This window comes from Enterococcus sp. AZ167 (genome assembly GCF_051714025.1).
GTDB lineage: Bacteria > Bacillota > Bacilli > Lactobacillales > Enterococcaceae > Enterococcus_D > Enterococcus_D casseliflavus.
Genome location: NZ_JBIORB010000001.1, coordinates 1,880,825 through 1,905,385, shown reverse-complemented (window position 1 = coordinate 1,905,385; position 24,561 = coordinate 1,880,825). Strand labels below are relative to the sequence as shown.

22 protein-coding genes are annotated in these 24,561 nt (G+C 44.2%); 15 read left to right on the top strand and 7 right to left on the bottom strand.

Annotation, left to right across the window (positions count from 1 at the left end; all coding sequences use genetic code 11):
• Nucleotides 1–2 precede the first annotated feature (2 nt).
• The 4 genes from IGJ05_RS08930 to IGJ05_RS08915 all read left to right on the top strand — a co-directional run bounded on the left by IGJ05_RS08930 (nt 3) and on the right by IGJ05_RS08915 (nt 4,817).
• A complete protein-coding gene (locus tag IGJ05_RS08930) occupies nt 3–1,448 on the top strand; it encodes an alpha-N-arabinofuranosidase (RefSeq protein ID WP_010748730.1) in 1,446 nt (481 codons plus the stop codon).
• Nucleotides 1,449–1,452: 4 nt separating this feature from the next.
• Nucleotides 1,453–1,719, top strand: coding sequence for a DUF6171 family protein (locus IGJ05_RS08925; RefSeq protein WP_034695322.1), 267 nt, complete (start codon nt 1,453–1,455; stop codon nt 1,717–1,719).
• Nucleotides 1,720–1,856: 137 nt separating this feature from the next.
• Nucleotides 1,857–2,783, top strand: a complete 927-nt coding sequence (locus IGJ05_RS08920) for an AraC family transcriptional regulator (RefSeq protein ID WP_010748732.1) — start codon at nt 1,857–1,859, stop codon at nt 2,781–2,783.
• Between the two features lie 33 nt (nt 2,784–2,816).
• On the top strand, nt 2,817–4,817 hold the full coding sequence (locus IGJ05_RS08915; protein ID WP_266167022.1) for a glycoside hydrolase family 31 protein: 2,001 nt from the start codon (nt 2,817–2,819) through the stop codon (nt 4,815–4,817).
• A gap of 123 nt (nt 4,818–4,940) precedes the next feature.
• Here the strand turns inward: IGJ05_RS08915 and IGJ05_RS08910 are convergent, their stop codons facing one another.
• A complete protein-coding gene (locus IGJ05_RS08910) occupies nt 4,941–6,206 on the bottom strand; it encodes a glycoside hydrolase family 27 protein (RefSeq protein WP_266167021.1) in 1,266 nt (421 codons plus the stop codon).
• A gap of 120 nt (nt 6,207–6,326) precedes the next feature.
• Here IGJ05_RS08910 and IGJ05_RS08905 point away from each other — a divergent pair, with 120 nt between their 5' ends.
• From IGJ05_RS08905 to IGJ05_RS08885, 5 genes are all read left to right on the top strand, one after another.
• Nucleotides 6,327–7,226 carry a helix-turn-helix domain-containing protein gene (locus tag IGJ05_RS08905; RefSeq protein ID WP_266167020.1) on the top strand — a complete coding sequence of 300 codons (900 nt, stop codon included), beginning with the start codon at nt 6,327–6,329 and terminating at the stop codon, nt 7,224–7,226.
• A gap of 50 nt (nt 7,227–7,276) precedes the next feature.
• Nucleotides 7,277–9,217: a glycoside hydrolase family 127 protein gene (locus tag IGJ05_RS08900; RefSeq protein WP_010748736.1), complete on the top strand. Its 1,941-nt coding sequence runs from the start codon at nt 7,277–7,279 to the stop codon at nt 9,215–9,217.
• Nucleotides 9,218–9,371: 154 nt separating this feature from the next.
• The gene (locus tag IGJ05_RS08895; RefSeq protein WP_010748737.1) at nt 9,372–9,635 is read left to right on the top strand and encodes a type II toxin-antitoxin system Phd/YefM family antitoxin; all 264 of its coding nucleotides are present in this window, start codon (nt 9,372–9,374) and stop codon (nt 9,633–9,635) included.
• On the top strand, nt 9,635–9,901 hold the full coding sequence (locus tag IGJ05_RS08890) for a Txe/YoeB family addiction module toxin (RefSeq protein WP_081116192.1): 267 nt from the start codon (nt 9,635–9,637) through the stop codon (nt 9,899–9,901). Before IGJ05_RS08895 ends, IGJ05_RS08890 begins: the two co-directional genes overlap by 1 nt.
• Before the next feature lie 192 nt (nt 9,902–10,093).
• Nucleotides 10,094–12,925 carry an endo-beta-N-acetylglucosaminidase gene (locus tag IGJ05_RS08885; protein WP_266167017.1) on the top strand — a complete coding sequence of 944 codons (2,832 nt, stop codon included), beginning with the start codon at nt 10,094–10,096 and terminating at the stop codon, nt 12,923–12,925.
• 132 nt (nt 12,926–13,057) lie between these two features.
• On the opposite strand, the gene IGJ05_RS08880 is transcribed toward IGJ05_RS08885, so the two are convergent.
• Genes IGJ05_RS08880 through IGJ05_RS08865 form a run of 4 tightly spaced genes read right to left on the bottom strand, consistent with a single transcriptional unit; the run spans nt 13,058 to nt 16,459 of the window.
• Nucleotides 13,058–13,720, bottom strand: coding sequence for an ABC transporter permease (locus IGJ05_RS08880; RefSeq protein WP_005227316.1), 663 nt, complete (start codon nt 13,718–13,720; stop codon nt 13,058–13,060).
• 4 nt (nt 13,721–13,724) lie between these two features.
• Nucleotides 13,725–14,645 (bottom strand): osmoprotectant ABC transporter substrate-binding protein, encoded by a 921-nt coding sequence (locus IGJ05_RS08875; protein ID WP_010748740.1) that lies wholly within the window; start codon nt 14,643–14,645, stop codon nt 13,725–13,727.
• Nucleotides 14,645–15,280 carry an ABC transporter permease gene (locus IGJ05_RS08870; RefSeq protein ID WP_010748741.1) on the bottom strand — a complete coding sequence of 212 codons (636 nt, stop codon included), beginning with the start codon at nt 15,278–15,280 and terminating at the stop codon, nt 14,645–14,647. Before IGJ05_RS08870 ends, IGJ05_RS08875 begins: the two co-directional genes overlap by 1 nt.
• Nucleotides 15,281–15,283: 3 nt before the next feature.
• Nucleotides 15,284–16,459 (bottom strand): betaine/proline/choline family ABC transporter ATP-binding protein, encoded by a 1,176-nt coding sequence (locus tag IGJ05_RS08865; protein WP_005227327.1) that lies wholly within the window; start codon nt 16,457–16,459, stop codon nt 15,284–15,286.
• Nucleotides 16,460–16,811: 352 nt separating this feature from the next.
• Here IGJ05_RS08865 and queA point away from each other — a divergent pair, with 352 nt between their 5' ends.
• Nucleotides 16,812–17,843 carry a tRNA preQ1(34) S-adenosylmethionine ribosyltransferase-isomerase QueA gene (gene queA / locus IGJ05_RS08860; RefSeq protein WP_010748742.1) on the top strand — a complete coding sequence of 344 codons (1,032 nt, stop codon included), beginning with the start codon at nt 16,812–16,814 and terminating at the stop codon, nt 17,841–17,843.
• A gap of 449 nt (nt 17,844–18,292) precedes the next feature.
• On the opposite strand, the gene IGJ05_RS08855 is transcribed toward queA, so the two are convergent.
• Complete coding sequence (locus IGJ05_RS08855; RefSeq protein ID WP_015508900.1) at nt 18,293–19,003, bottom strand: DUF975 family protein; 711 nt, start codon at nt 19,001–19,003, stop codon at nt 18,293–18,295.
• A gap of 198 nt (nt 19,004–19,201) precedes the next feature.
• Here IGJ05_RS08855 and tgt point away from each other — a divergent pair, with 198 nt between their 5' ends.
• Both tgt and yajC read left to right on the top strand, forming a co-directional pair.
• The gene (gene tgt / locus IGJ05_RS08850) at nt 19,202–20,347 is read left to right on the top strand and encodes a tRNA guanosine(34) transglycosylase Tgt (protein WP_005227333.1); all 1,146 of its coding nucleotides are present in this window, start codon (nt 19,202–19,204) and stop codon (nt 20,345–20,347) included.
• A gap of 83 nt (nt 20,348–20,430) precedes the next feature.
• On the top strand, nt 20,431–20,772 hold the full coding sequence (gene yajC, locus IGJ05_RS08845) for a preprotein translocase subunit YajC (protein WP_005232170.1): 342 nt from the start codon (nt 20,431–20,433) through the stop codon (nt 20,770–20,772).
• A 131-nt stretch (nt 20,773–20,903) separates the two neighbouring features.
• Here the strand turns inward: yajC and IGJ05_RS08840 are convergent, their stop codons facing one another.
• A complete protein-coding gene (locus IGJ05_RS08840) occupies nt 20,904–21,335 on the bottom strand; it encodes an Hsp20/alpha crystallin family protein (RefSeq protein WP_005227339.1) in 432 nt (143 codons plus the stop codon).
• 247 nt (nt 21,336–21,582) lie between these two features.
• Between IGJ05_RS08840 and IGJ05_RS08835 the strand changes: the two genes are divergently transcribed.
• From IGJ05_RS08835 to IGJ05_RS08825, 3 genes are read left to right on the top strand one after another with little or no spacing between them, the layout of a single operon-like run.
• Entirely contained in the window at nt 21,583–22,425 is an 843-nt protein-coding gene (locus IGJ05_RS08835; RefSeq protein WP_438725156.1) for a YitT family protein, read from the top strand.
• Between the two features lie 26 nt (nt 22,426–22,451).
• Nucleotides 22,452–23,180 (top strand): GntR family transcriptional regulator, LSA1692 subfamily, encoded by a 729-nt coding sequence (locus tag IGJ05_RS08830; protein ID WP_016609636.1) that lies wholly within the window; start codon nt 22,452–22,454, stop codon nt 23,178–23,180.
• A 25-nt stretch (nt 23,181–23,205) separates the two neighbouring features.
• Entirely contained in the window at nt 23,206–24,507 is a 1,302-nt protein-coding gene (locus IGJ05_RS08825; protein WP_266167015.1) for a Sapep family Mn(2+)-dependent dipeptidase, read from the top strand.
• The last annotated feature ends 54 nt before the right edge of the window (nt 24,508–24,561 follow it).

The window sequence follows — 24,561 nt, the reverse complement described above, 5'->3', positions numbered from 1 at the left end:
CAATGACGATTAACATTCAAAACACAAAATCAGGAACAACGATTAGCAAATATATCTACGGTCATTTTGCAGAGCATCTAGGCCGTTGTATCTATGAAGGATTATACGTTGGAGAAGATTCGCAGATCCCAAATAAAAATGGGATGCGAATCGATGTGGTTGAAGCACTGAAAAACATTCAAATCCCTGTGCTGCGTTGGCCAGGCGGCTGCTTCGCCGATGAATACCATTGGAAAGACGGGATTGGTCCTAAAGAAAACCGCAAAACCATGGTCAACACTCACTGGGGCGGCGTGACTGAAAACAATCATTTCGGGACCCATGAATTTTTTGAATTGATCAAGCAGCTGGAATGTGACGCGTATGTCAACGGCAATGTCGGCAGCGGAACGGTGCAAGAAATGTCGGAATGGGTGGAATACATCACGATGGATGGCATTTCTCCGATGGCTGATCTTCGCAGAGAAAATGGCCATGAAGATGCGTGGGAAATGAAATTCTTTGGCGTAGGAAACGAAAACTGGGGCTGCGGCGGCAATATGCGGCCAGAGTACTATGCGGATCTGTATCGCCGCTATCAAACCTATGTCCGCCAATACGGTGACAAAAAAATCTACAAAGTTGCTGGCGGAGCGAATGTCGCAGACTATCATTGGACAGAAACGCTGATGAAAAACGCCCATTGGTTGATGGACGGCCTAAGCTTGCACTACTACGTTCATCCGCAGGGCTGGGAAGAAAAAGGGAGCGCCTTGGAATTTGATGAGGCAGAGTGGCAAGTGACCTGTGAAAAAGCAGCCTACATGGATGAATTATTGACCCGCCACAGCGCGATCATGGACCAGTATGACCCAGAACAGCGTGTGGGAATCATTGTTGATGAATGGGGCACTTGGTTCTCAGCAGAACCTGGGACGAATCCGGGCTTCTTATACCAACAAAATACGATTCGTGATGCCATGGTCGCAGCGATCACCTTGAATATTTTCCATAAACATGCCAAGCGAGTGCATATGGCAAATATCGCACAAACCGTCAACGTCCTGCAAGCGATGATTTTGACAGATGGCGAACAAATGGTGAAAACCCCAAGCTATCATGTCTTTGATTTGTACAAAGTCCATCAAGATGCTGAAACCATTGATAGCCATGGAACTAGCAGTGATACCATTACGTATACGATTTCGAAAAAAGAGGATACGATCCATCTATCGGTTTGTAATTTTGCTACACAAGGCACGGAAGAATTAACCTTCTCCCTGGAAACAGCGATCAATGAAGTGAAAGAAGCTCGTTATATCGTGGGGGACAAAATGAACGCACACAATGATTTTGATCATCCTGAAGATGTGGTGATCCAAGACTTCACCGCTTACGATGTTGAAGAGAACAAAGTCAGCTTGCGGGTGCCAGCAATGAGTGTTCTAACGATCTCATTGACAGTCTGATCCCATGACTTGTAAAGGATGCGAAGTGAAAGATGCTGCTGCAGCAGCACAGGAAGACATTGAATCCTTGATTGCAGAACAACTTTCTTTAGAAAGCGACTTGGCTTCGCCGGAGATCGTCAGTAGGAGAATCGCTGTTTGTGAGACTTGTCCATTGCGATTGAATCATACCTGTACCAAATGCGGCTGCTTTTATCGGTTTCGCGCAAATTTAGCTAAGAAAAACTGTCCTACAGGAATGTGGGAACAAACAGGACAGCTCGTCAAGTAGCTGTCCTGTTTGTTTCAATTGGTCAAAAGGATCAACAGATAAACTATTTTTTTGATTACGCTTACATAATCGTTGTAGATACGCTATGATTAAACGAAAAACACTGTTAACAAAGTGGAAAGTGAGCGAGTGATTCAATGAAAATAAATCAACCTGCAGCGCTTGCTTATTATGAAGCTGCGAACCATGGCACGGAAGATTTCCCATTAGCATATTATCCTAATTTAGTGAGTGTTTGGCGAGAATTCTTTTTTGTGCCACATTGGCATAAAGAAATCGAAATTTTATGTGTCCATCAAGGACAGCTAGAATTAGTCGTTAATGGAGTCTCACGCAAGATTAAGGCAAATACGATCGTACTGATTCCTCCCAATACTTTACACACTGCCTATCGAATCGCACAACAAAGCTGCCGTTTTTCGTGTATCGTTTTTTCTGAACAATTAATCACGAGTCGACAATCAGATAGAATTCAAAGCCAACAAATCGATCCTTTTTTGATACAAGAAGGTGTTACTTCTTATGTGGATTTTCCAGATAAAAGTCAACAAAGTCTCACCTTGTTTCAACTATTTGATCAATGCTTTATGGGGAAATCATCTTATCGTGAATTACGTCTGAAAGGGATTGTTATCCAACTCTTGTCATATCTATTAGAAGTTGGGACCGACCAGCCAGCAAAAAAATCAAGCGAGCGCCTCCAAGAAAAACGGGAAAAAATGGTTTTATCTTATATTCATAGTAATTATCATGAAATGATCCAATTACAAGATTTGGCCGATTCTGTTTCCTTAAGTAAAGAGCAATTTACACGATTTTTTAAACAATCATTTCGAACTTCCCCAATGGCTTATCTAAATCATTATCGCTTGATCCGATCGGCAGAATTGTTGCGAGAGACTGATTTGACCATGGTGGCGATCGCTCAAGCTGTCGGTTTTTGTAATAGTAATCATTTTTCTGTGTGCTTCAAAAAGATGTTTGGTGAGACCCCTACACAATATCGGAAAAATGACATGATTACGATAGAACACGCCATAAAATCGAAGGATAGCCCTCTGTAATCCAGCTATACTGAAAAAAAGGAGGGTTCAAAAATGTCGTTTTTTTCAATAGGTGAGAATTACCTCGAATTTCAAAATGGAAATGAAGTCGTGCGCATTATTGCTTGGGGCACGAACAGTTTGCGGGTGGTGAGTGCACCGTCTGGTGAACTAGATTTATCCTGCTGTGCATTATTAACACAAGATTCTAAGGCCGAGGTTGCGATTGAGGGGGATGTAGGATCTATCGGTAATGGAAAAATCCACGCAGTAGTCACCAAAGAGTCAGGCTGGAACAACTATGGCAAGATCACTTTTTACAATCAAAAAGGCGAAGTGATTTTGAAAGAAGCAGCATCTGGCGGTGCGCTCTTGAAAAAGGCGCGGTTTTTTAAGTCGATTATTGGAGGAGATTTTCAACTAAAAGCTACTTTCGAAGCCAATCATGAGGAGAAAATCTATGGTATGGGGCAATATCAACAGGATATTTTTGATCTAAAAGGGTGTAATTTAGAATTAGCACATCGAAATTCACAAGCTTCGATCCCCTTTTATTTATCAAACAAAGGATACGGATTTTTTTGGCACAATCCAGCAATCGGTTCGGTCTCTTTTGGTAAAAATACGACCGAATGGCGTGCCGAAAGTACGAAGCAATTGGATTACTGGATCACTACTGGAGAGACACCAGCTCAAATCGAAGAACAATTTAGCCAAGTGACAGGACGGGCACCTATGATGCCCGAATATGGTCTAGGATTTTGGCAATGTAAACTTCGCTATGCGACACAAGCGGAAGTAGTGGCGATCGCTAGGGAACACAAAGAGCGGAACATTCCCGTTGATGTACTAGTGATCGATTATTATCATTGGCCGCGCTGTGGTGATTTTCGCTTTGATGAAAATTTCTTTCCAGACCCCAAGGCGATGGCAGAAGAAGTACGAGATAAATATGGAATCGAGCTAATGGTATCGATCTGGCCCCAAATCGACACGCGTAGTGAGAATTTTCAAGAGATGAAAGAAAAAGGCTTATTAGTCAAAACGGATCGCGGCATTGATGTGCAGATGTTGTTTCATGGGAATAACATTTTTTATGATCCAACAAATCCTAAAGCTCGAAACTATGTCTGGGAGAAAGTATCAAAAAATTATGTCAATAACGGCATTCGCTTGTTTTGGTTGGATGAGGCTGAACCAGAATTTGGTACGTATGACTATGATTCCTATCGTTATTATGTAGGGAGTGTGCTGCAAAAAGGCAATATTTACCCCCGTGAGTATGTTCGTGGTTTTGATGAGGGAGAAGCCTCCTCACAAAAAGAACATTCAATCAAATTGGTTCGTTGTGCTTGGGCGGGCAGCCAACGATATGGGGCATTGGTTTGGTCCGGCGATATTCATTCGACTTACCAAGACTTACGCAACCAAATCGTTGCTGGCATGCAAATGGGGTTAGCAGGCATCCCGTGGTGGACAAGTGACATCGGCGGATTTCATGGTGGTTCTGTGACAAGTCTAGATTTTCAAGATTTATTGATCCGCTGGTTTCAATATGGGACTTTTTGTCCAGTCATGCGATTGCATGGTTCACGTACTCCCCATAAAAAAATCTTCAAGGCAGATGGTGAAGAAACAGAGCAAACCGGAGCAGCTAACGAAATATGGGCGTTTGGGGAAAAGAACTATGAGATTATGAAAAAATTTATTGGAATTCGTGAATTGATGCGGGACTACTCGCGTGAATTGATGCGCGCAGCTCATGAAAAAGGGACGCCAGTCATTCGCCCAACTTTTTATGAATTTCCAGAGGATCACCAGGCATGGGAACTGACAACACAGTATCTCTATGGTTCTGATATTCTAGTAGCGCCCATCGTTGTAGCGAATGCTACTGAGCGTGAGGTATACTTGCCAACAGGAGCAAAATGGGCCGATGCTCGAGATGGAACTATCTATGAAGGTGGACAATGGATTGTCGCACAGGCACAAATTGATTCCTTACCAATCTTTTTACGAGAGGGAAAACAGAGTTACTTGATTCATGAAGTGTAACTGGAAATGGTTACGGTGAGTTGTTTGTAAGACTAGTAGGTACCTTGTTGAGAGGGGAAGAACCATATGAATAGAAAAGCAACACAATGTGCCGAGCACATTGTGTTGCTTTCATTGAGAGGACTATTGTAATGGGCTTTTGAGTAACAAGACACCATGAGTAGGAACCTCAGCATCGGCAATTGTTTGTTCTTTTTGTTGCCATAACTCAGTGCCGCTTTTAATTGGTAGTAAAGCAGCGATCGATTTTTGGATGGTTTGCGTTTGATCAGAAACATTGAAAATGGCATAGTAGACGGCTGTGTCGCTCAACGCCTCCCAAATGATCCACTCTTGATCACGATAGAACTCTTTTTTCGTATGGATTCTTCGATACATTTCTAAGACTTCAGTATTCGTCAATAAACGTAACGTAAAGGGATCGATGTCTGGTAAAGTACCACCGAACATCAATGGAGATTGGAAGATCGTCCATAAACTCATCAATAAGTATTGCTCGTCTTCCGTAAAACGTGTCCAACTATCACCACCGCCACCATCAACTGCCCGAATGCCGATATGACCCAACGGCAGCATATCACAGTCAGGCCAGTTACCTGGACGGACGAAAGGTGCCCACTCTGCTGCTCGGTCAAACATGGCGTAAAGGGCGCCCCAATGATCCCAAAAGTCATCCGTCAAGCGCCACATATTGGCATGATTTTGAAAGAAACTACCATTTTTGAGGGCAGCTGGTCCGGGAGACAAAGAAAGGACGATCTCTCGACCCGATCGATCGATCGCACGGCGAATCGCTTTGATTTCTGCTTTATGGGCATCACCGTAAATTTTCGAATCGCCGATATCATCCACCTTTATAAAATCAACACCCCAAGAAGCATATAATTCGAGCAAAGAATCATAATAAAGCTGTCCTTCAGGCAATGAAACATCGACCCCATACATATCGGAATTCCAAGGGCAGATTGAATTCATAGCAATGTCCCGTGCCCGTTTATCCGTTCCTTTGATCGGCGTATTTTGATGAACTGCTTGTCGTGGAATGCCGCGCATGATATGGATACCAAACTTCAGCCCTTTTTGATGCAGATAGTCACCAAGTTTTTTGAAACCAGCGCCATCTTTTGCTGAAGGGAAACGGTTCTCAGCAGGAATCAAGCGAGAATAGTCGTCCATACACAATGGACAAAAATCATTGTACCTTGTAGACTTTGCTTCTGGTTCGCTCCATTGAATATCCACGACGACGTACTCCCAACCATAAGCTTTCAAATGCTCTGCCATAAAATCAGCATGGGCGATCACTTCTGCTTCGGTTACAGAAGCGCCATAGCAGTCCCAAGAATTCCATCCCATTGGGGGTGTTTGTGCAAAATGTAAAAAAGACATCGATTTCCTCCTAGTACGTTTTTCTTATAGTATAGTAAGCAATAAAAAAGAGAGGGAAAGTTTTGTCTACTAGCAATAAAAAAGAAAGAAATCGTCAACAAATGAAAAAGGAGTTGATCAATGGTGTTTCCACAAGAAACAAACTATGCGAAGATTACAGCATACTATAGTGTTGCCCTTGAGCGTTTTTCCATGGATCCACATCAACACCCAGCGTGTGAGATCATGTTTGTGACCAAAGGGAAGTGTAAGATAAAGGTGCAAGATCAAGTAATTGTTCTGGAAAGAAATGATTTCGTTTTCATAAATGCGTTTGTGGAACACGCCTTACTCGTTGAAGGAGATTCCTGCACCTTACTGAATATTGAATTTCTTCTGAGTGAGACACCGTCCGGCCTTTGTGTTCGTGATGTTTTTGCATACATCAAAGGAAATGTACAATTGAATGAGCCTTACGCGAAAAGTCGCGATGTCCGCCAATTTGGACAAGCGATCAAGTCATTGCTGCAGCTGCTAATGATCGATGATACTCAAGAGCAACCGACTGCTGAACGGCAATTTACGATCGAGCTCTTGTTTAAGCGGATGCTGATGGAATTAGCCTTTTCATTACGTACGAAAGAAACCAAACGGGGCAATTGCTATGTGAACGCTGCGGTCAACTATATTCAACAGCATTTTGATGAAGATATTCAAGTCTCCCAAATCGCAGCGGCTGTGGGGATTACGAAAGCCTACTTGCATAAACTCTTTCATGAGCAACTGGGAGTGACGGTCAACCATTTTCTCACCAGTGAGCGTCTGAAGCAGGCAGCATTTTTACTAAGCAATAGTCAGCTGCCAATCGTCGAAATTGCCGCTCAAGCAGGATTCAACAGTAGGCAGCACTTTACCAATACCTTTAAACAGAAAAAAGGCATGAGTCCTAAAGCCTACCAGCTCTTATATAAGCAAACGATCAAAGAAGAGGCAGGGCAACATATCACAGGAGATGATCCGGCCTTTTTATTAATGAAGTAAATATGAAACGAATGATCAAACATAAAAAAATAAAAGAACAGGAGAACGTAATGAAAGAATTCGCATTAAACAAGATCCAGCTCACGGACGAGTTTTGGCAAGGATACCAAGAGCTTGTTCGCAAAGAAACGATTCCTTACCAATACCAAGTCCTAAATGATGAAATCGATGTAGATGTTCAAGCAGAACGGGAAGATCCCAATTTGCCAGCTGGGAAAAGCCATGCATTGGCGAATTTTCGCATCGCTGCAGGGCAAATGGAAGGGGAACATTTTGGCTGGTTTTTCCAAGATAGTGATGTCTACAAATGGATCGAGTCGGCTGGGTATAGCTTGTTGAATACTAGCGATCCGCAATTGGAAAAGATAGTAGATGAAGTGATTGACTTAGTTGCTGCTGCACAAGAAGCGGATGGCTACTTAAATACCTTCTTTCAATTGACCCGACCGAAGTTAAAATACCGTCAGCTGTATTTCAGTCATGAACTTTATTGTGCCGGGCATCTAGTCGAAGCGGCTATCGCTTATGATCAAGCAACAGGCAAGGATAAATTACTGACCGTGGCAGAGAAAAATATCGCCAATATTTGCACGTATTTTGGGCGGGAGCCTGGAAAAATTCAAGGTGCTGATGGCCATCAAGAGATCGAATTGGCTCTGGTGCGTTTGTATGAATACACCGGTAAACAAACCTATTTGACATTAGCTGATTTCTTTCTTGAAGTACGTGGGGAAGATCCTGCCTTTTACGAAAAAGAAATCTTGAAAAACCAAGCGGATGGCTTATCGGATGAAACGCCAAGGGTAGACCTCACCTATTTACAAGCCTACGATCAACCTAAAAAGCAGCATGAAGCCAAAGGTCATGCGGTACGAATGCTGTATATGGCAAGCGGGATGGCAAAAGTCGCCCAGCATACCCAAGATCAAGCATTAAGCGATGCTTGTGAAGCGATTTGGGAAGACATCGCCTGTAAGAAAATGTATGTGACCGGTGGCGTCGGCTCAACCGTTCACGGGGAAGCCTTTGTCGGTCCCTATGATTTGCCAAATGATACGATGTATTGTGAAACCTGTGCAGCCATTGCATTGGTCCAATTTTCTTTTGAGCTGTTCAAACTAACCAATGAACCAAAATATTTAGCGACGATGGAACGAGCGTTGTATAATAGCGTCCTTTCTGGTGCGGCAATTGACGGCAAACACTTTTTCTACGTGAATCCTTTGGAGGTCAATCCCCAACGAGATCAAGAAAATCCTGGCAAAGGTCACGTCAAAGCCCAACGACCCGATTGGCTCGGTTGTGCGTGTTGTCCGCCGAATTTTGCGCGGATGGTCGCTTCGCTGCAGCGCTTGGTTTACACTTGCGATCAAGAGAAGCTTTACGTGAATTTATTTGTAGCAAGCCGTTTAGAAGAACCTGATCAATTTACGTTTGAACAAACGGGCGGGTTTCCTTTTACAGAGGACCTCACGATTCGCTATCAAGGCATTCCAAAGACGCTCATCATCCACAAACCTAACGGACTAAGTAAGTTTCAAATCGATAGTGGACACGAATGGCTGGAGACGAACGAGGCAATCATCTTTGAGGCAGTCGAAAACGTGACGGCCAATATCCGTTTTGAACAACCATTGCAAATCTTGCGTGCGAATCCTCAAGTTATTCAAGACATCAATCAAGTCGCATTGCAACGTGGCCCCTTCGTGTATTGCATAGAAGAAGCCGACAATGGTCAAGCACTCTGGCGTTGCCGCATCGACCCCCAGGCGCTGGAGGCGACCTTTTCGAAAGAGGATACGTTGTTGCCAACTACTTTACGTTTGGCGATCAAAGGCTACCAAAGCGAAGAATGGTCGGGAACAACCCTTTACGAAGAACGAGCGGAAACGGTCATACCTCGTACGTGGCAACTGATCCCATACCATTTATGGGGCAATCGGGGCATAGGCGAAATGCGCGTTTGGCTGCCGCTCGTTGGAAAGGAGTAAGAAGTAAGCAGGGCCAAAGAGCTTCCCTAAAAGGAGGCTCTTTTTTTCTATGTAAAAATAACGGGGAAAGTTCGCTGTATATGAGTACGTTATTGTATTTTTGATGTACTCAATCAGGTACGCTATAATTATATCAAGAAAAGGAGGAGTGGCAATGGCTAAAACAACGATGAATCCTAGCACTGCTCGTAAAAATTTTTATCAGTTATTGAAAGATGTAAATGAAAACCATACTGAAATTGAGATTATTAGTGATCGAAGTGGAAACAATGCGGTGTTGATTGGGCTAGGAGACTGGAGAGCGATTCAAGAAACCCTTTTTCTTGAGCAAACAGGTACTCTAGAAAAGGTACGAGACCGCGAAAAAGACGACAGTGGCTTTACGGATATCGATGATATTGATTGGCAAGCTCTTTGATGAGGAGTGATACGGTCACAATCAAAAACTCTGCGAAAGTGGATCTAAGGAAAATCAAACAATCGAATTTAAAAAAACAGTTTGAAGAAGTGATTCAGGCCTTGAAGGAAGATCCATATATGCCCACGCAGTCTTTTGAAAAGCTGAGACCTACACATGAAGGCAGATATTCACGTAGGCTGAATAGGCAACATCGAATGGTTTACAAAGTTGATGAGGAAAATAAAGTTGTGGAAATTTATTCTGCATGGACACATTATGAATGAAGTGTGAAGAGCTGATTTTTTAGCTAGTTGACCAAGAGCTTCCCTAAAAGGAGGCTCTTTTTTTTCTAAACTCAACCTTCTTGGATTTGTTGCATGATTTCTTTAATTTGTTCCTATATTCCGACCTTTGAAAGCGTTATCGTTTTAGTGTAGGAATGTTGGCGGATTTATGTAAAACAAGTAGGAAGAAGTGTGACAAGGAAAATCAGTAAAGTTGGCGCATCTTTGTTGGTGTTAGCAGCGGCAATGGCAATCGGCGGCTGCACCCAAAGTGAGGCGAAGACAACTGGAAAAGTCGTTTACCAAGAAACAGCCAAAAGTACGTTGGAAAAAGCGATGGACAATCAACCGGAGTCGTCTTATTGGTTCCCAGAGGATTTGTTGGCATGGTCTTTTGAAAAAGATCCAGATGCGAAATACAATACCAGCGTTGTTCCATTAGCGCAGCGGGCAGCTAAAGAGACGTTGCCGAAGATGAATGACACGCAAACGGCAGAAAACAAAGTCGTGGCGCTTTCGATCATGAATAGCAGTACGAGCGGCAATGCACCACGTGGGATCAATACCTTTGATGCCAATGTCTTTTCTTATTGGCAATACATCGATCAATTGGTTTATTGGGGCGGCTCTTCTGGTGAAGGGATCATCGTACCACCAAGTCCTGATGTGACAGATGCTGCTCATAGGAATGGCGTGCCGGTTTTAGGAACGATCTTCTTTCCGCAAACTGCCCATGGTGGGAAACTGGAATGGCTAGATACGTTTTTAGCTAAGGATGAGGATGGCAATTTTCCGATCGTAGAAAAGATGATCGAAGTTGCCAATACGTATGGCTTTGATGGCTGGTTCATCAATCAAGAAACCGATACGGCGGTCACTAGTTTTGATGATGCAGCGGAAGGTGTCGAACAATCGGGGGCTGATGGTAAAGGACTAAATGAAAGCCACGCCAAAGCGATGCAAGAATTGATCGCCCAATTCAAAGAACAAGCCGACGAGCATTTAGAGATCATGTGGTATGATTCCATGACGAGTGATGGGAAAATGGATTGGCAAAACGCTTTGACGGATAAGAACAAAGCCTATTTGGTGGATGCAGAGATGAACCCATTGGCAGATAGTATGTTCTTGAATTTCTGGTGGACCACTGACAAACTGGCGGACAAAGAGCTGTTGAAGGCCTCCAATGAAAAAGCCCGTGAAATCGGTGTCGATCCTTACGATCTTTTTGCTGGGATCGATGTACAAGAAAATGGCTATTCAACGCCTGTGCGCTGGGATCTGTTTACGGATGAAAAAGGCGTTCCTTATACCTCATTGGGCCTGTATGTGCCTAGCTGGACCTATTCTTCTGCTAGTACGCCGGATGATTTCCAAAGCAAAGAGAATGCTTTTTGGGTCAATAACACGGGCGATCCTCGGGAAAGCCAGCTGCCAGAAGCGACAGAGTGGCCTGGGATCTCCACGTATGCCCTGGAACAGACCGCTATCACAGAGCTGCCTTTTGTGACGAATTTTAGTTTGGGGAATGGCTACAACTATTTTATCGAGGGAGAAAAAGTGTCCAGCCGCAATTGGAACAACCGAAGTTTGCAAGCTGTTTTGCCGACCTATCGTTGGGTCTTTGACCATGGAAAAGACAATGATTTGGCTGTATCAATCAATTATGCGGAGGCCTATAATGGCGGAAATGCACTGAAACTACGTGGACAGATGACAAAAGGCAGTACCAGTCACATGGCATTGTATCAGACAGCATTTCCTGTGACGAAAAAGACGAAGCTGACGACGACTGTCAAAGCAACGGTACCGACAGCTCTTGATTTGGTCGTGACTTTAGCTGATGGTTCAACACAAACGATCAAAGGAGACAAAGAGGTCGCAACAGACTGGACGACGATCACTTACTCATTGAAAGACATCAAAGGGGAAGTGACAGCGATCGGTTATGACATAACCACGAAAGATACCAGTGATGTCTATGAGTTGAATCTAGGGCAATTAACGATCGGAGATCAGAAAGCGGAGAAATTCGCTGCCGAAGCATTGACGGTTGAGGATGTGCTCTTTGATGAAGAAGAGGGCAACTATGCGGGTGTCCGTTTAACGTGGGAAGCTGCCAAGGACAAGACAGCTGCGGTTTATGAGGTCTACCAATTGAACGATGACGGCTCACGCTCTTTCTTAGCAGCTACGCCAGCAACCAACCACTATTTGAATGCCGTTGAACGACCAAAAGGGACGAAAACCAAGTTCGCGGTGGTGGCAGTGGATCGCTATGGCAATCGCGGCAAGCTATCCGATACGGTGGAGATCACTTGGCCGAACAATCAGCTGCCAAAAGCAGCCTTTACAGCCTCTAAAACCTTAGCGGCACCGGGGGAAACGATCACCTTCACGAATACCTCATCTGCGAATGCCGAAGCATTTGAATGGACGTTTGAAGGCGGCGATATCACCAGCAGTACAGAAGAAAATCCCCAAGTGACCTATTCGGAACCAGGTACCTACAAAGTCACGCTTGTTGCCAAAAACGAAGCAGGAGAGACCCCTCTGGAAATGGCGGGATTGATCACGATTTCTGCTGAGGCGCCAAAAGAGTTAATGCTGCTTTCAAAAGATGCCGAAGCAACTGCTTCATCGTTTGTCAATGATGCCGAAGCACCAGCTTTTGCCCTCGATGGTGATTTGAGTACGAAGTGGTGTGCGACAGGCAATGCGCCTCATGAGTTGATGATCGATCTCGGTCGACCGCAAACGGTCAGTGAAGTACGCCTCGCCCATGCGGAAGCTGGTGGAGAAGGCCCAGACATGAATACGCGGGCGTATACGGTGCTCGTCAGTGAAGACGGCAAAGACTATGAGCCAGTTTCACGAACGTTGAAAAATGAAGCTGGCACTAGCACCAATACGTTTGCCGTCAAGAAGGTGCAATATGTAAAAATCAGTATTGATAAACCAACACAAGGAGCAGACTCAGCAGCCCGAATCTATGAAGTCGAAGTATATGGAATGGATAAATAGAAAAAAAGAGCAGGGCGTTAACCCTAAGAAGGGAAGCGGCTGAAGCGATACTTTCCTGAAAAATGACCGAACCAAAAAAGCCGTTGCGACCAATAAATGGTCACAACGGCTTTTTGCTTTTTCCAAATAAGTTTAGCGTGAAGTACGGCTGGCTGGATCTAAGCGGCGTTCAATAAAGCTCAATCCAAGATCCGTAATGATCGCCATCAAGGCAGTTGGTAAAGCACCGGCTAAGATGATCGATGCACCATCCGTCGCATTGGTTCCACGGATGATGATGTCCCCCAGTCCACCAGCACCAACGAAAGCGCCAATAGCGGTGATACCGATCGCCACGACTAAGGCGTTTCGAATCCCTGCCATGATCACCGAAACAGACAATGGCAATTCGATCATATACAATCGCTGCCAGCTAGTCATCCCCATCCCTTTGCCGACATCTAACGTATTGCGGTCGACTTGGCGCATGCCAGTATAGGTATTTTTGATGATCGGTAACAAAGAATAAAGGAAAATCGTTAAAATCACGACATTCACACCTAAGCCCATGCCGATCATTAAAATCGAGATCATCGCTAAAGATGGAATCGTCTGGATGATATTGGCGAAACGAATCACCCAATCTGCCAAACGCATTTTTTTAGAAATCAAGATCCCGATTGGAATCCCGACGATCGAGGCAAAAAGTACCCCGTAGATTGAAATCAAGAAGTGACGAATGAACTGAGCAAAAACATAGCCGCCATTTTCTTGAAAATAGAAAAGAAATTGTTGGAATAAATTCATGTCTGCCATTTCGTCACTCTCCTTCGAAGTAATTATTTTCTTCTAAGAAACGTTCGGCAACTACCGTTGGTTCTAGAAGGTCATTATCCACTTGGTAATTCAATTCTTGCATTTTTTCGGTATCGATTTTGCCTGCTAGTTTGTTCAGGGCATCGCCGATTTCAGGTGTTTCTTTCAACAATTTGTCATCGACGATCGGTGCGGCATCATAAGGCGGGAAGAAGTTTAGATCATCTTCTAGCATCACGAGATCGTAACTGCCGATCCGGCCGTCGGTTGAGTACCCTAAAACGATATCCATTTTTCCGTTATCAACAGCATCATAGACGAGACCGATCTGCATCGGTAGGATATTTTGGAAAGAGAACCCATAGGCTTTCTGGAAGCCATCGTACCCATCGCCGACCCGTGTGATCCACGCGGTATCGACCCCTGCAACCAATTGATCTGCGACATCTTTCAAGTCACTGACTTTTTCCAATCCGTATTCTTCGGCAGTATCTTTTCTGACAAGAAAGACATATGTGTTATCAAAGCCGTAAGAAGGGAACCAAGTCTGTTGGTACCGTTGCTCAAATTCTGATTTGACTTTGTCAAAGGCGGCTTGCGGATCAGATTCTGGCTCCAACCCTAACGTCGTGGTCAAGTCAGTTCCTGTGTAGCGGGCAGCTGAGATCGACGCATCGCCATTCATCATCGCTTGGTGATTGATGGTCGTTGTTGCTAAGTTGTTAATGACGGTTGTGTTTTTATCCGTATAGTGTTCGACCATACCTGCAACCACTGCGCCAAGAATTTGGGCTTCGGAAGTGATCCCACCTGTGATCGCCACGGTATTCTCATCAGAAGTCGAGGCTAAACCGGGAAAGGAACAGCCGGACAGTAAAGCGACACCTAAGGAAAACAACAGCGCTAATTTTGAAGTTTTTTTCATTACGCATCCCCCCTTAAGGCAGCTGGTGTCAGTTTGTATTCTAACAAACCCAGTAACCAGTCAGCTAATAAAGCAAAGATCGTCACTGGAATCGTCCCAGCAAAAATCAAAGGCGGTTGGTAGTTGTTTAGTCCGCTAAAGATCAAATCACCAAGTCCACCGGCACCAATGTAAGAAGCCAAGGTAGCCCAGGCTAAAACATACACAGCCGATAAGCGGATCCCTGCCATGATCGTTGGGATCGCTAGTGGTAATTCCACACTGATGATCGACTGCAAGTTGGTCATCCCCATCCCTTTGGCAACATCACGGTAATTCCAATCGACTTTTTTCATTCCAATGTAGGTGTTTCGCAAAATCGGCAACAAGGAATAAATGAAAAGAGCGACGATAGCAGGGACTTTTCCGACACCTAAAATCGGGATCATCAATGCCAATAGTGCCAAAGAAGGCACGGTTTGCAACGCACTGGTGATGCCGATCACGATCGTTGCTGCTTTGGGGAAACGGGTCAAGATCACACCGATCGGTACAGCAACAAGAATCCCTAAGAGCAAAGCCGCAAAGGAGATATACAAATGTTCGAGACTTTTGGTGACCAATTGGCTGCCATATTCATTAAAGAAGCTTTGCATGCGCTAGACCTCCTCAGTTTCTTCAGGTTTCGCCGACTCAATGGCTTCCATGATCGATGGCTCATCGCCCCAAATCACGTCATAAACGATATCAACTAAGGAAGCACGGGTCAAAATCCCGACTAAATGTTTGTCGGCATCTACTACCGGCACATATTTTAAGCCGCGTTTTAAAATGCGTTGCAAGGTATCCCGCAACAAGGCGGTTTCACGAACGAAAAAGACATCTTTGTTCAAGATATCGCCGACACTAGTAACTTTGCCACGGTTGCGGTCGATGGATTCGACATCGATGTAACCTTTTAGCACGTTGCTATTGTCGGTAACCAGCAAGGTATCGACCCGTTTTTCCCGCATCAAATGAATCGCTTCTTGTAAGGATTTTTCTGGTGTGATAGCGATCGGGGTATTCAACATCACGTCTTTAACTGGCGTTGTGTCAGGTTTTGCTTGCAACAAGCGGTCTTCACCGATCAATTCTTCCACAAACGGTGTTGCTGGGTGTTGCAGAATATTTTCTGGTGTATCAAATTGAATGACTTTTCCTTCACTCATGATCACGATGCGGCTAGCAAGTTTCAATGCTTCATCCATATCATGGGTAACGAAGACGACGGTTTTTCCAAGCCGTTCTTGCAAGTCTTTGACCAAATCTTGTAGGGAATCACGAGTGATTGGGTCTAGTGCGCCAAAAGGCTCATCCATTAAGATGACATCTTGGTCAGCTGCCAAGGCACGGACAACACCGATCCGTTGCTGTTGGCCCCCAGATAATTCGTTGGGGTAGCGGTCGAGCATTTCTCGCGGCAATTCCACCAAATCGATCATGCGCTCGGCAGTTTTGTTGCGTTCTTCTTGGCTGACTTTTAACAATTTTTGAACCAGTGTAATGTTTTCCCGAATCGTCATGTGAGGCATTAAACCGATGCTTTGGATCACATAGCCGATTTGACGGCGTAATTCCACTGGGTTGATCTCTGTAACGCTTTTTCCATTGATCAAGATTTTTCCTTTTGAAGGATCCGTCATACGGTTGATCATCCGCATACAAGTCGTCTTTCCGCTACCACTTGTCCCGATGAAGCAAATGAATTCGCCTTTTTCAAAGGAAAGATTCACATCTTCAACAGCGACTTTACCACCTTTGTAAATTTTGGATACCTGCTGAAACTCAATCATGATGTCACCTCTATTTTTATTTAAGCAATCTGAATAATGGCTTAGAATCTGTACTAAGTATGCCGAAAAGTCCCTTGTTATTCAAATAATCTGCCCATTTTTTTCATAATTGTATAGACAAAACCGAAAATAGCGCCATAAGCAAGTCCAAATTAAGGAGCGATGCATAGAGAAAAGAAACGGCAAAGATCCCCCGTTATTTTTCATTGGGAAAAAGGGGGCTTTTTTGCAGAACGCCTTGGCAGCAGTCTCTTTATTTTTTTCTAAGAAAGGGCAGAATAAAAAGCTGTTTTTTCAATTTTTATAAAAACATGCTAGAATAGAGAAGAATTTAGGGAAAGAGAGGAACAACATGCTTACAACTGAAGATTTTGATTTTGAATTACCGGAAGAACTGATCGCCCAAACGCCATTAAGCGATCGCTCAAGTTCCCGTTTATTAGTGGTTGACCGTGAGACTGGCAAATTTGAGGACAAGCACTTCTATAACATCATTGATGAATTGGCACCAGGGGATGCTTTGGTGATGAATGATACGCGGGTATTACCAGCTCGTATCTATGGCGAAAAACAAGAAACAGGTGCCCATTTAGAAATCCTTTTACTGAACAATATTGAAGGGGATACGTGGGAAACCTTGATCAAGCCAGCCAAAAGAGCCAAAGTCGGCACGAAGATCACCTTTGGCGACGGACGATTAGAGGCAGTGGTGGAAGAAGAGCTCGATCACGGCGGCCGGATCATTCGTTTTCAATACAAAGGGATCTTTTTAGAGATTCTGGAATCACTTGGCGAAATGCCGTTACCGCCTTATATCAAAGAACGGTTAGAAGACCCAGACCGCTATCAAACGGTTTATGCCAAAGAAAACGGCTCAGCTGCTGCACCAACTGCCGGCTTGCATTTTACCCCAGAATTGCTAGAGCAGATCGCAGCAAAAGGTGTCAAGCTGGTTTATCTGACTTTGCACGTTGGTTTAGGAACGTTTCGTCCAGTGAGTGTCGATAATATCGCTGATCATGAGATGCACAGCGAATTTTACCGTTTGACAGAAGAAGCTGCCGCTCAATTGAACGAGGTTCGGGCAAATGGCGGCAAGATCGTTGCAGTCGGAACGACTTCGATCCGTACGTTAGAAACCATTGGGACTAAGTTTGATGGGCAAATCAAAGCCGATAGTGGGTGGACGAGTATTTTTATCACGCCAGGCTATCAGTTTAAAATCGTGGAAGCTTTTTCTACCAACTTCCATTTACCAAAATCAACCTTAGTGATGTTAGTCAGTGCCTTTGCAGGACGCGACCTAACACTTTCTGCCTACCAACATGCCATCGATGAGCGGTATCGCTTCTTTAGCTTTGGCGATGCGATGTTCTTAAAATAAACAAAAAAAACTGAGCGACGTAAGCGGCTCTTTAAGTTGAAACAATTTCTCAACTTTTAGAACTGCTTTTTTGTCGCCCAGCTTACTACTAGAGGAAGGTATAAGCGGTGGTCGCTTTTTGTGGTCCATGCAAAGCAATGTTTCTCGAAAATTTGTTTTCATTTACAAACTTACACATGTTTCGTGTATTCCGATACAAAATGAGACGTATCATTTTTCGATATGGAAATGTTCGATCCTTGTTACGTTTTTCTTCTTGTTACTTTACACGTTTGGTACTAGGTGAAACTTGTACGTTCAACAACTTTTAGTAGATTGAGTTTGCGATATTTACGAAAACCACCAACAGAGTTGCTACCTTCCTTACACGTATACTATAACACGAAACGGAAGCGTTTGCAAAAGAAAAAGGTCGTTTTCCTCAAAAAAAAGACCGGCGAACCGATCTTTTAAGCAAGTGCTCGTTTAGGCAGATTGTCATAAAACGCTGCTTTGGTTGCACTGATGTAAGGTGTCAGCCATAAGTAGCCGATTCCTGCAGTCATGATGGCCAAAATGTGCCAGCCGATGAAGCTCAGATCAAGGATGAACAGTTGACCTTTGTAGCCTCTCATTAAATGACGGCTACCTGTGATGCAGCTGAGAAAATCTGGCCGCATGCCCGTTTCTTCATAGGTATCATAAAAAACAAAATATGCTTGAGAATAAGAATAAGCTTTAATGATCCCAGGAATGATAAACAGGAATGTCCACAACGTCGTGAAGATAGTCGACAAAATATAAATGACGATGATCCCTAACACGAAAGCACCACTGAAGCCACGAAAGACATCAGAAAAGGGTTGGATCGACTGTTTTTTACCGCGTAAAAGATCAAGGAAAGTCCAAGAGATCCCAGCACCGAATAAGGCAGAAAATAGACCGCTGATCAAACCGCCGCCGCCACTGCCACCACTGCCGCCAGCGGAATTGACTGCATCGGTAGAACCAAGATCATTGAACATACCGCTTTGATACAATGGAATAACAGTAAGGACGATAATGACGAATGCGATAGCGATCGAGATCAAAGTCGGTACAATACACATCAAAACACTGTCTTTCCAGCGTCCTCGCAGCATTGCTTTTGCTTCTGCTTTTAGTTCTCTATTTGATTTCATTTCAAAAAACCTCCCTTCAATATAAATAACATGATAGCAAACTTTCGCTAAATCTTCAAAAAAAAGTAATAGATGTTTCGCATGACTAGGAGAAAATACTCTTAGTTTCTTTAAACTTCCTTGCAAAATGTAAGGGCAACCCTTATCATAGATAGCGTTGCACAGTTAATCGAGTATAGAGAGAAAGTAGGGAAATGAATGACGGAACCAGCCATTCGTTATCGTCTGATAAAGAAAGAAAAGCATACCGGTGCCCGTTTAGGCGAACTGATCACGCCTCACGGAACCTTTCCAACGCCAATGTTCATGCCAGTCGGCACATTAGCAACGGTCAAAACCCTTGCCCCTGAAGAGTTGAAAGAAATGGGTGCAGGCGTCATTTTAAGCAATACCTATCACTTGTGGTTACGTCCAGGAGAAGACATTGTTGCAGAAGCAGGCGGCTTACATAAATTTATGAATTGGGATCAACCAATCTTAACAGATTCTGGTGGTTTTCAGGTCTTTTCATTAGCCGAAATGCGTAACATCGTCGAAGAAGGTGTCCATTTCAAAAACCATTTGAATGGATCGAAAATGTTTTTATCTCCTGAAAAAGCGATTGATATCCAAAACAAATTAGGGTCAGATATCATGATGAGTTTTGATGAGTGTCCGCCATTTGATGAAAGCTATGACTACGTCAAAAAATCGGTGGAACGGACGTCTCGCTGGGCGGAGCGTGGCTTGAAAGCCCATGCCAATCCAGATCGGCAAGGCTTGTTTGGGATCATTCAAGGTGCAGGCTTTGAAGACTTGCGCAAGCAAAGTGCCCAAGACTTGATCAGTATGGACTTCCCAGGGTATTCCATCGGCGGCCTGTCAGTTGGCGAACCAAAAGCGGAAATGAATCGCGTGTTGGAATTTACGACTCCTTGGATTCCAGAAAACAAACCACGTTACCTGATGGGCGTTGGGGCAGCTGACTCCTTGATCGATGGCGTGATTCGCGGTGTCGATATGTTCGACTGCGTTTTACCAACACGGATCGCAAGAAACGGTACCTGTATGACTTCAAAAGGTCGTTTAGTCGTGAAAAATGCGCAATATGCCCGTGACTTTCGACCAATTGACGAGAAGTGTGATTGCTATACATGTAAAAACTATTCTCGTGCGTACATCCGCCACTTGATCAAATGTGATGAAACCTTTGGTATGCGTTTGACGTCTTACCACAATGTCTACTTCTTATTGAATCTGATGAAAAATGTCCGTCAAGCCATCATGGATGACAACTTGTTGGAGTTCCGTGAGCATTTTATTGAAGAGTATGGGTTCAACAAGGAAAATGCGAGGAATTTCTAACATTCTCTACTAAAATGGTGGGAATAATAGAGGAATTCTGATAAAGTATCTTATAGGAAAGAAAATAAATCGAGGTGAAAAAAATGGCACAATCTTTACCAATGCTCTTTATGCTGGTTGCTTTAGTGGCAATGTGGTTCTTTATGAGTCGTTCACAAAAGAAACAACAGCAAGAGCGTAAAAATCTTTTAGAAAATATGAAAGCTGGCGATGAAGTCGTAACCATCGGCGGACTCCACGGCGTTCTTTCTGAAGTCAACACAGAAAAAAGCACCGTGATCATCGACTGTGAAGGAATTTTCTTAGAGTTTGATCGTTCAGCGATCCGCACAGTGAAACCTGGAACTGTTGCATCCGTTGAAACACAAATTGAACCAGCTGATGTCGAAGACGCAACGAGCATCCAAGACGAAACCAAAGAATAAGCACAAACGCACCGTCGCTTTCTCAGAAGCTACGGTGCATTTTTTTAGTAGTCGGACAGTTTCTAAAATAAAACAAGCACCGCAGCAAAACAGAGATCGCTCGTTTTGCTGCGGTGCTTTATTTGCCTTGGTTACTCGATCGGAATCAGTTTCTTTGACGCTTGTTTGCCTTGGTCTTTTGGCAACGTCAATTTCAAAATTCCTTCAGCGTAAGAGGCTTTGATTTCATCCTCTTTGACGTTTTCTAACAGGTATTGTCGCCGAACGCTTGTCAAGCTGCGCTCGCTGCGAACCAGACGTCCTTTTTCATCTTCGGTCGCATGATCCGTCTGGTGTTGTCCCGTAATCGTTAAAACCCCATTTTCATAGGTTACTTGAATATTTTCTTTAGGGATGCCAGGCAGTTCTGCTTCAACGAGAAATTCCTTGTCATTCTCGTGAATATCGGTTTTGATCAGGTTCGATGGAAACCCATCAAAAAAACTGCGGCCAAAATCTTCAAAGAAATCAAAAGGTGTCATACTGTATGAATCTGAGCGGCGTGGCACAATCTCATGTGTCATAAGAATCATCCTTTCTTTATTCTTTTGTTTTTACACTTTTTATTTTATTCATTTTTTAGCGAATTTCAAGTGATTTACTTGCTTTAAAAAAATCTTAAAAAACCTTTGATACCAACGTTTTACTCCTTGATTTTGGTGTGTTTTTACATTGCTTCGTTCCTGTTTTTCCCCTCATTTCGCCTGCTTTTTCTGCGTGACAGTATATACTTAATGATATATACTAAAAGCGAAGTGGAGGAGGGAAAACATGGCACGTTATAGAAAACGAATGCTTGTTGCTTTGATCTATGCATTGCTGTCGTCGATTGCCCTAAATCTCTTTTGGCTGCCGGGAAATATTTATGCGAGTGGGATCACTGGTTTGTCGCAATTGCTGTCGCAGCTTTTAGATGAGCAGTTGAATCTGCAGCTTTCGATCCCGCTTTTGGTGCTTTTTTTTAATGCGCCATTGTTAGCGGTTGCTTGGGTCAAAATCGATCGAGAATTTACCATCATGACGGTTTGTACCGTCGTCCTGTCTTCTGTTATGATGAAGGTAGTACCGGTCATTGCTTTAACGACCGATCCGGTGATCTGTGCCGTGTTTGGCGGATTGCTGCACGGGGTGTCGGTGGGCTTGACATTGAACGACGATTTTTCAACGGGTGGGCTTGACATTTTAGGGATTTTAGTGAAAAAAGCCACTGGTAGAAGTATCGGCAGTTTCTTTATCGGCTTCAATGTCAGTTTGCAGCTAGCAGCTGGGCTGATCTTTGGCTGGCCTTATGCTTTTTATAGTGCCATTTCCTTCTTCATCAGTGGGCGGATGGTCGACTACGTCAACCTGAAGCATCGGCGTGTACAGCTGCTGGTCGTTACAGAAAAAGCAGAACCCGTCATTACGACGTTGCAATGTGCCTTGCAGAGAGGCATCACGGTCATCAACGATGTCGAAGGTGGATTTGATCATCAACAGAAAAAACTATTATTACTGGTCATTTCCCATAGAGAACTCAAGACCGTCGAAGGCATGATCCAAGGGATCGATGAACAAGCGTTTGTCAGTGTTTCTTCTGGCGTCAGTGCCAATCGATCGTTTTATGAATGGTAGCAAAGTGAAAGAAAGTAGGAGAGACGTTGAAAAAACAAGCAGTATTTCAAGAAGTTGCCCAGCAGATTGCGCAACGGGTTCATGAAGGTACGTACGTGACGAGCCAAAAGCTTCCTTCCGATTATGATTTAGCAGAGGAATTTCAGTGCAGCCGTTTAACGGTGCGCAAAGCCATCGATCTATTGATTGGCCAGAATTTGTTAGTGAAAGAAAAAGGCAAAGGAACCTATGTCATGAAACAGCCCAAGATCCAAAGCGGCTCTGGCGGGCTCCAAAGTTTTACCGAGACCGCCAAAATCCAAGGGAAAAAGACCCGTACGGAAGTTTTGCATATCGAAACCGTCAAAGAGCTCCCAATAGAGATTGGTCAGCTGTTTGGCGATTACGCCAAGGAACCGATCGTTTATTTGGTGCGCTTGCGTTACTTTGATGATGAGCCGATGACGGTGGAAAATCTTTACGTACTGAAACGCTATCTGCAAGAAGACACCGCAGAACTCACGAAAGCTCAATTAGAGTCGTCTTTGTATCAAGTCATTGAAGCCAACATCGAGATTGGTTATTCCCATCAAGAGGTGGAAGCTGTGAAAAGTCCTGCCGATATTGCGAAACTTTTACAGGTGCCTCAAGAGGAACCGATGCTTTTGGTCCATTCGATGACCTATTCCGCATCAGCCAAACCGATCTTATACGATACATCCTATTACCGAGCAGACAAATATACCTTCAAAAATACATTAGTGCGTCAAAAATAAAATCAATCCTTTAGAGGTGAAGACAATGGATCCACTCACAGCAAGTATTGAAGCCAATTGGTCAGAATTTCTCACGCTTTTGAGCGAGGTGATGCAGATCGCAAGCGTCAAAGGTGAGCCGGCGCCTCATGCGCCTTATGGCACAGGACCACGAGAAGTGTTAGCATACGTCATGGAAAAAAGCGCAGCATACGGGTTTCAAACAACGGTCATTGATGATGCGATCGGCTATGCCCATTGGGGACCAACGGATACCGACTATATCGGTGTGTTAGGACACTTGGATGTCGTCTCGGCAGGTTCTGGCTGGAGCTACCCACCGTTTGCACTAACTGAAAAAGACGGCAACTTTTATGGCCGAGGGATCTTAGATAACAAAGGCCCGATCATCAGCTGTTTGTTTGCCATGAAATTATTGAAAGACCTTGGTCATCAACCGCAATTACCGTTGCGGATCATTTTCGGTACAGATGAAGAAAGCGGCATGTCGGATATCCCGCATTATCTAGCGGTTGAGCAACCACCGCGTTTTGGTTTTACGCCAGACTGCAAGTATCCAGTGGTTTACGGCGAACGGGGTGTCGTCAATGTGCAACTTGATTTTCCATTGCCCACCCAAGAACAGCAGCTGTTAGCTGCGTTTTCTGGCGATCAATTCCGCGATCATGTGCCAGACCACCTATCGGTAACCGTAGGCAGCCGGTCCTTTGAAGCACTAGGCAAACGCTCCCCTAGCAATGCCCCTGAGCTAGGGGACAATGCCATTACAAAACTTGCGCAGCAAGCGGCACCGCAACTGGCGGCGACACCGTCATTGCAAGCAGCTTTGCAGTGGATCACCCAAAGTTTTCACCAGCAGCACTATGGCGAAGGCCTTGATTTGGTAATAGAAGATGCCGACTCAGGAAAATTGATCTTGACCCCTGTGGTTCTCCAAAAATCCGCCAGTGGACTAGCGTTAGAAGTGGCCTTCCGCTATCCTGTATCGGTAACGGAGGAACAAGTGCTCGCTGGGGTGCAAAAGGCATTGCCAAAAGGGGCAAACCTTACGATCCTTCGCAGCATTCCAGGGTTCTGCCGATCAAAAGATGCCCCCGAAATCCAAAAGCTATCGACGATCTATCACCAAGTAACGGGCAATGATCCAACCCCCGTGACCACTACAGGAGCAACCTATGCCCGCAAGATGCCAAACATCCTTGCTTTTGGTCCGTCTTTTCCAGGGCAAAAAGGGATCGCTCATAACCAAGATGAGTACATGGCGGTTGCCGATCTACGGATGAATCTTGAAATTTATCTGAGCAGCTTACAAGCACTGACAAAATAAGCGAAGACACGAACGAAGAAGAGTTTTTCCAATTTTTTTGAGAAACTCTTTTTT

What these genes read in the sequence shown, in the direction of transcription:
- IGJ05_RS08930 (WP_010748730.1), top strand. Translation starts at nt 3, where the DNA reads ATGACGATTAACATTCAAAACACAAAATCAGGAACAACGATTAGCAAA.
- IGJ05_RS08925 (WP_034695322.1), top strand. Translation starts at nt 1,453, where the DNA reads ATGACTTGTAAAGGATGCGAAGTGAAAGATGCTGCTGCAGCAGCACAG.
- IGJ05_RS08920 (WP_010748732.1), top strand. Translation starts at nt 1,857, where the DNA reads ATGAAAATAAATCAACCTGCAGCGCTTGCTTATTATGAAGCTGCGAAC.
- IGJ05_RS08915 (WP_266167022.1), top strand. Translation starts at nt 2,817, where the DNA reads ATGTCGTTTTTTTCAATAGGTGAGAATTACCTCGAATTTCAAAATGGA.
- IGJ05_RS08910 (WP_266167021.1), bottom strand. Translation starts at nt 6,206, where the DNA reads ATGTCTTTTTTACATTTTGCACAAACACCCCCAATGGGATGGAATTCT.
- IGJ05_RS08905 (WP_266167020.1), top strand. Translation starts at nt 6,327, where the DNA reads ATGGTGTTTCCACAAGAAACAAACTATGCGAAGATTACAGCATACTAT.
- IGJ05_RS08900 (WP_010748736.1), top strand. Translation starts at nt 7,277, where the DNA reads ATGAAAGAATTCGCATTAAACAAGATCCAGCTCACGGACGAGTTTTGG.
- IGJ05_RS08895 (WP_010748737.1), top strand. Translation starts at nt 9,372, where the DNA reads ATGGCTAAAACAACGATGAATCCTAGCACTGCTCGTAAAAATTTTTAT.
- IGJ05_RS08890 (WP_081116192.1), top strand. Translation starts at nt 9,635, where the DNA reads ATGAGGAGTGATACGGTCACAATCAAAAACTCTGCGAAAGTGGATCTA.
- IGJ05_RS08880 (WP_005227316.1), bottom strand. Translation starts at nt 13,720, where the DNA reads ATGGCAGACATGAATTTATTCCAACAATTTCTTTTCTATTTTCAAGAA.
- IGJ05_RS08875 (WP_010748740.1), bottom strand. Translation starts at nt 14,645, where the DNA reads ATGAAAAAAACTTCAAAATTAGCGCTGTTGTTTTCCTTAGGTGTCGCT.
- IGJ05_RS08870 (WP_010748741.1), bottom strand. Translation starts at nt 15,280, where the DNA reads ATGCAAAGCTTCTTTAATGAATATGGCAGCCAATTGGTCACCAAAAGT.
- IGJ05_RS08865 (WP_005227327.1), bottom strand. Translation starts at nt 16,459, where the DNA reads ATGATTGAGTTTCAGCAGGTATCCAAAATTTACAAAGGTGGTAAAGTC.
- queA (WP_010748742.1), top strand. Translation starts at nt 16,812, where the DNA reads ATGCTTACAACTGAAGATTTTGATTTTGAATTACCGGAAGAACTGATC.
- IGJ05_RS08855 (WP_015508900.1), bottom strand. Translation starts at nt 19,003, where the DNA reads ATGAAATCAAATAGAGAACTAAAAGCAGAAGCAAAAGCAATGCTGCGA.
- tgt (WP_005227333.1), top strand. Translation starts at nt 19,202, where the DNA reads ATGACGGAACCAGCCATTCGTTATCGTCTGATAAAGAAAGAAAAGCAT.
- yajC (WP_005232170.1), top strand. Translation starts at nt 20,431, where the DNA reads ATGGCACAATCTTTACCAATGCTCTTTATGCTGGTTGCTTTAGTGGCA.
- IGJ05_RS08840 (WP_005227339.1), bottom strand. Translation starts at nt 21,335, where the DNA reads ATGACACATGAGATTGTGCCACGCCGCTCAGATTCATACAGTATGACA.
- IGJ05_RS08835 (WP_438725156.1), top strand. Translation starts at nt 21,583, where the DNA reads ATGGCACGTTATAGAAAACGAATGCTTGTTGCTTTGATCTATGCATTG.
- IGJ05_RS08825 (WP_266167015.1), top strand. Translation starts at nt 23,206, where the DNA reads ATGGATCCACTCACAGCAAGTATTGAAGCCAATTGGTCAGAATTTCTC.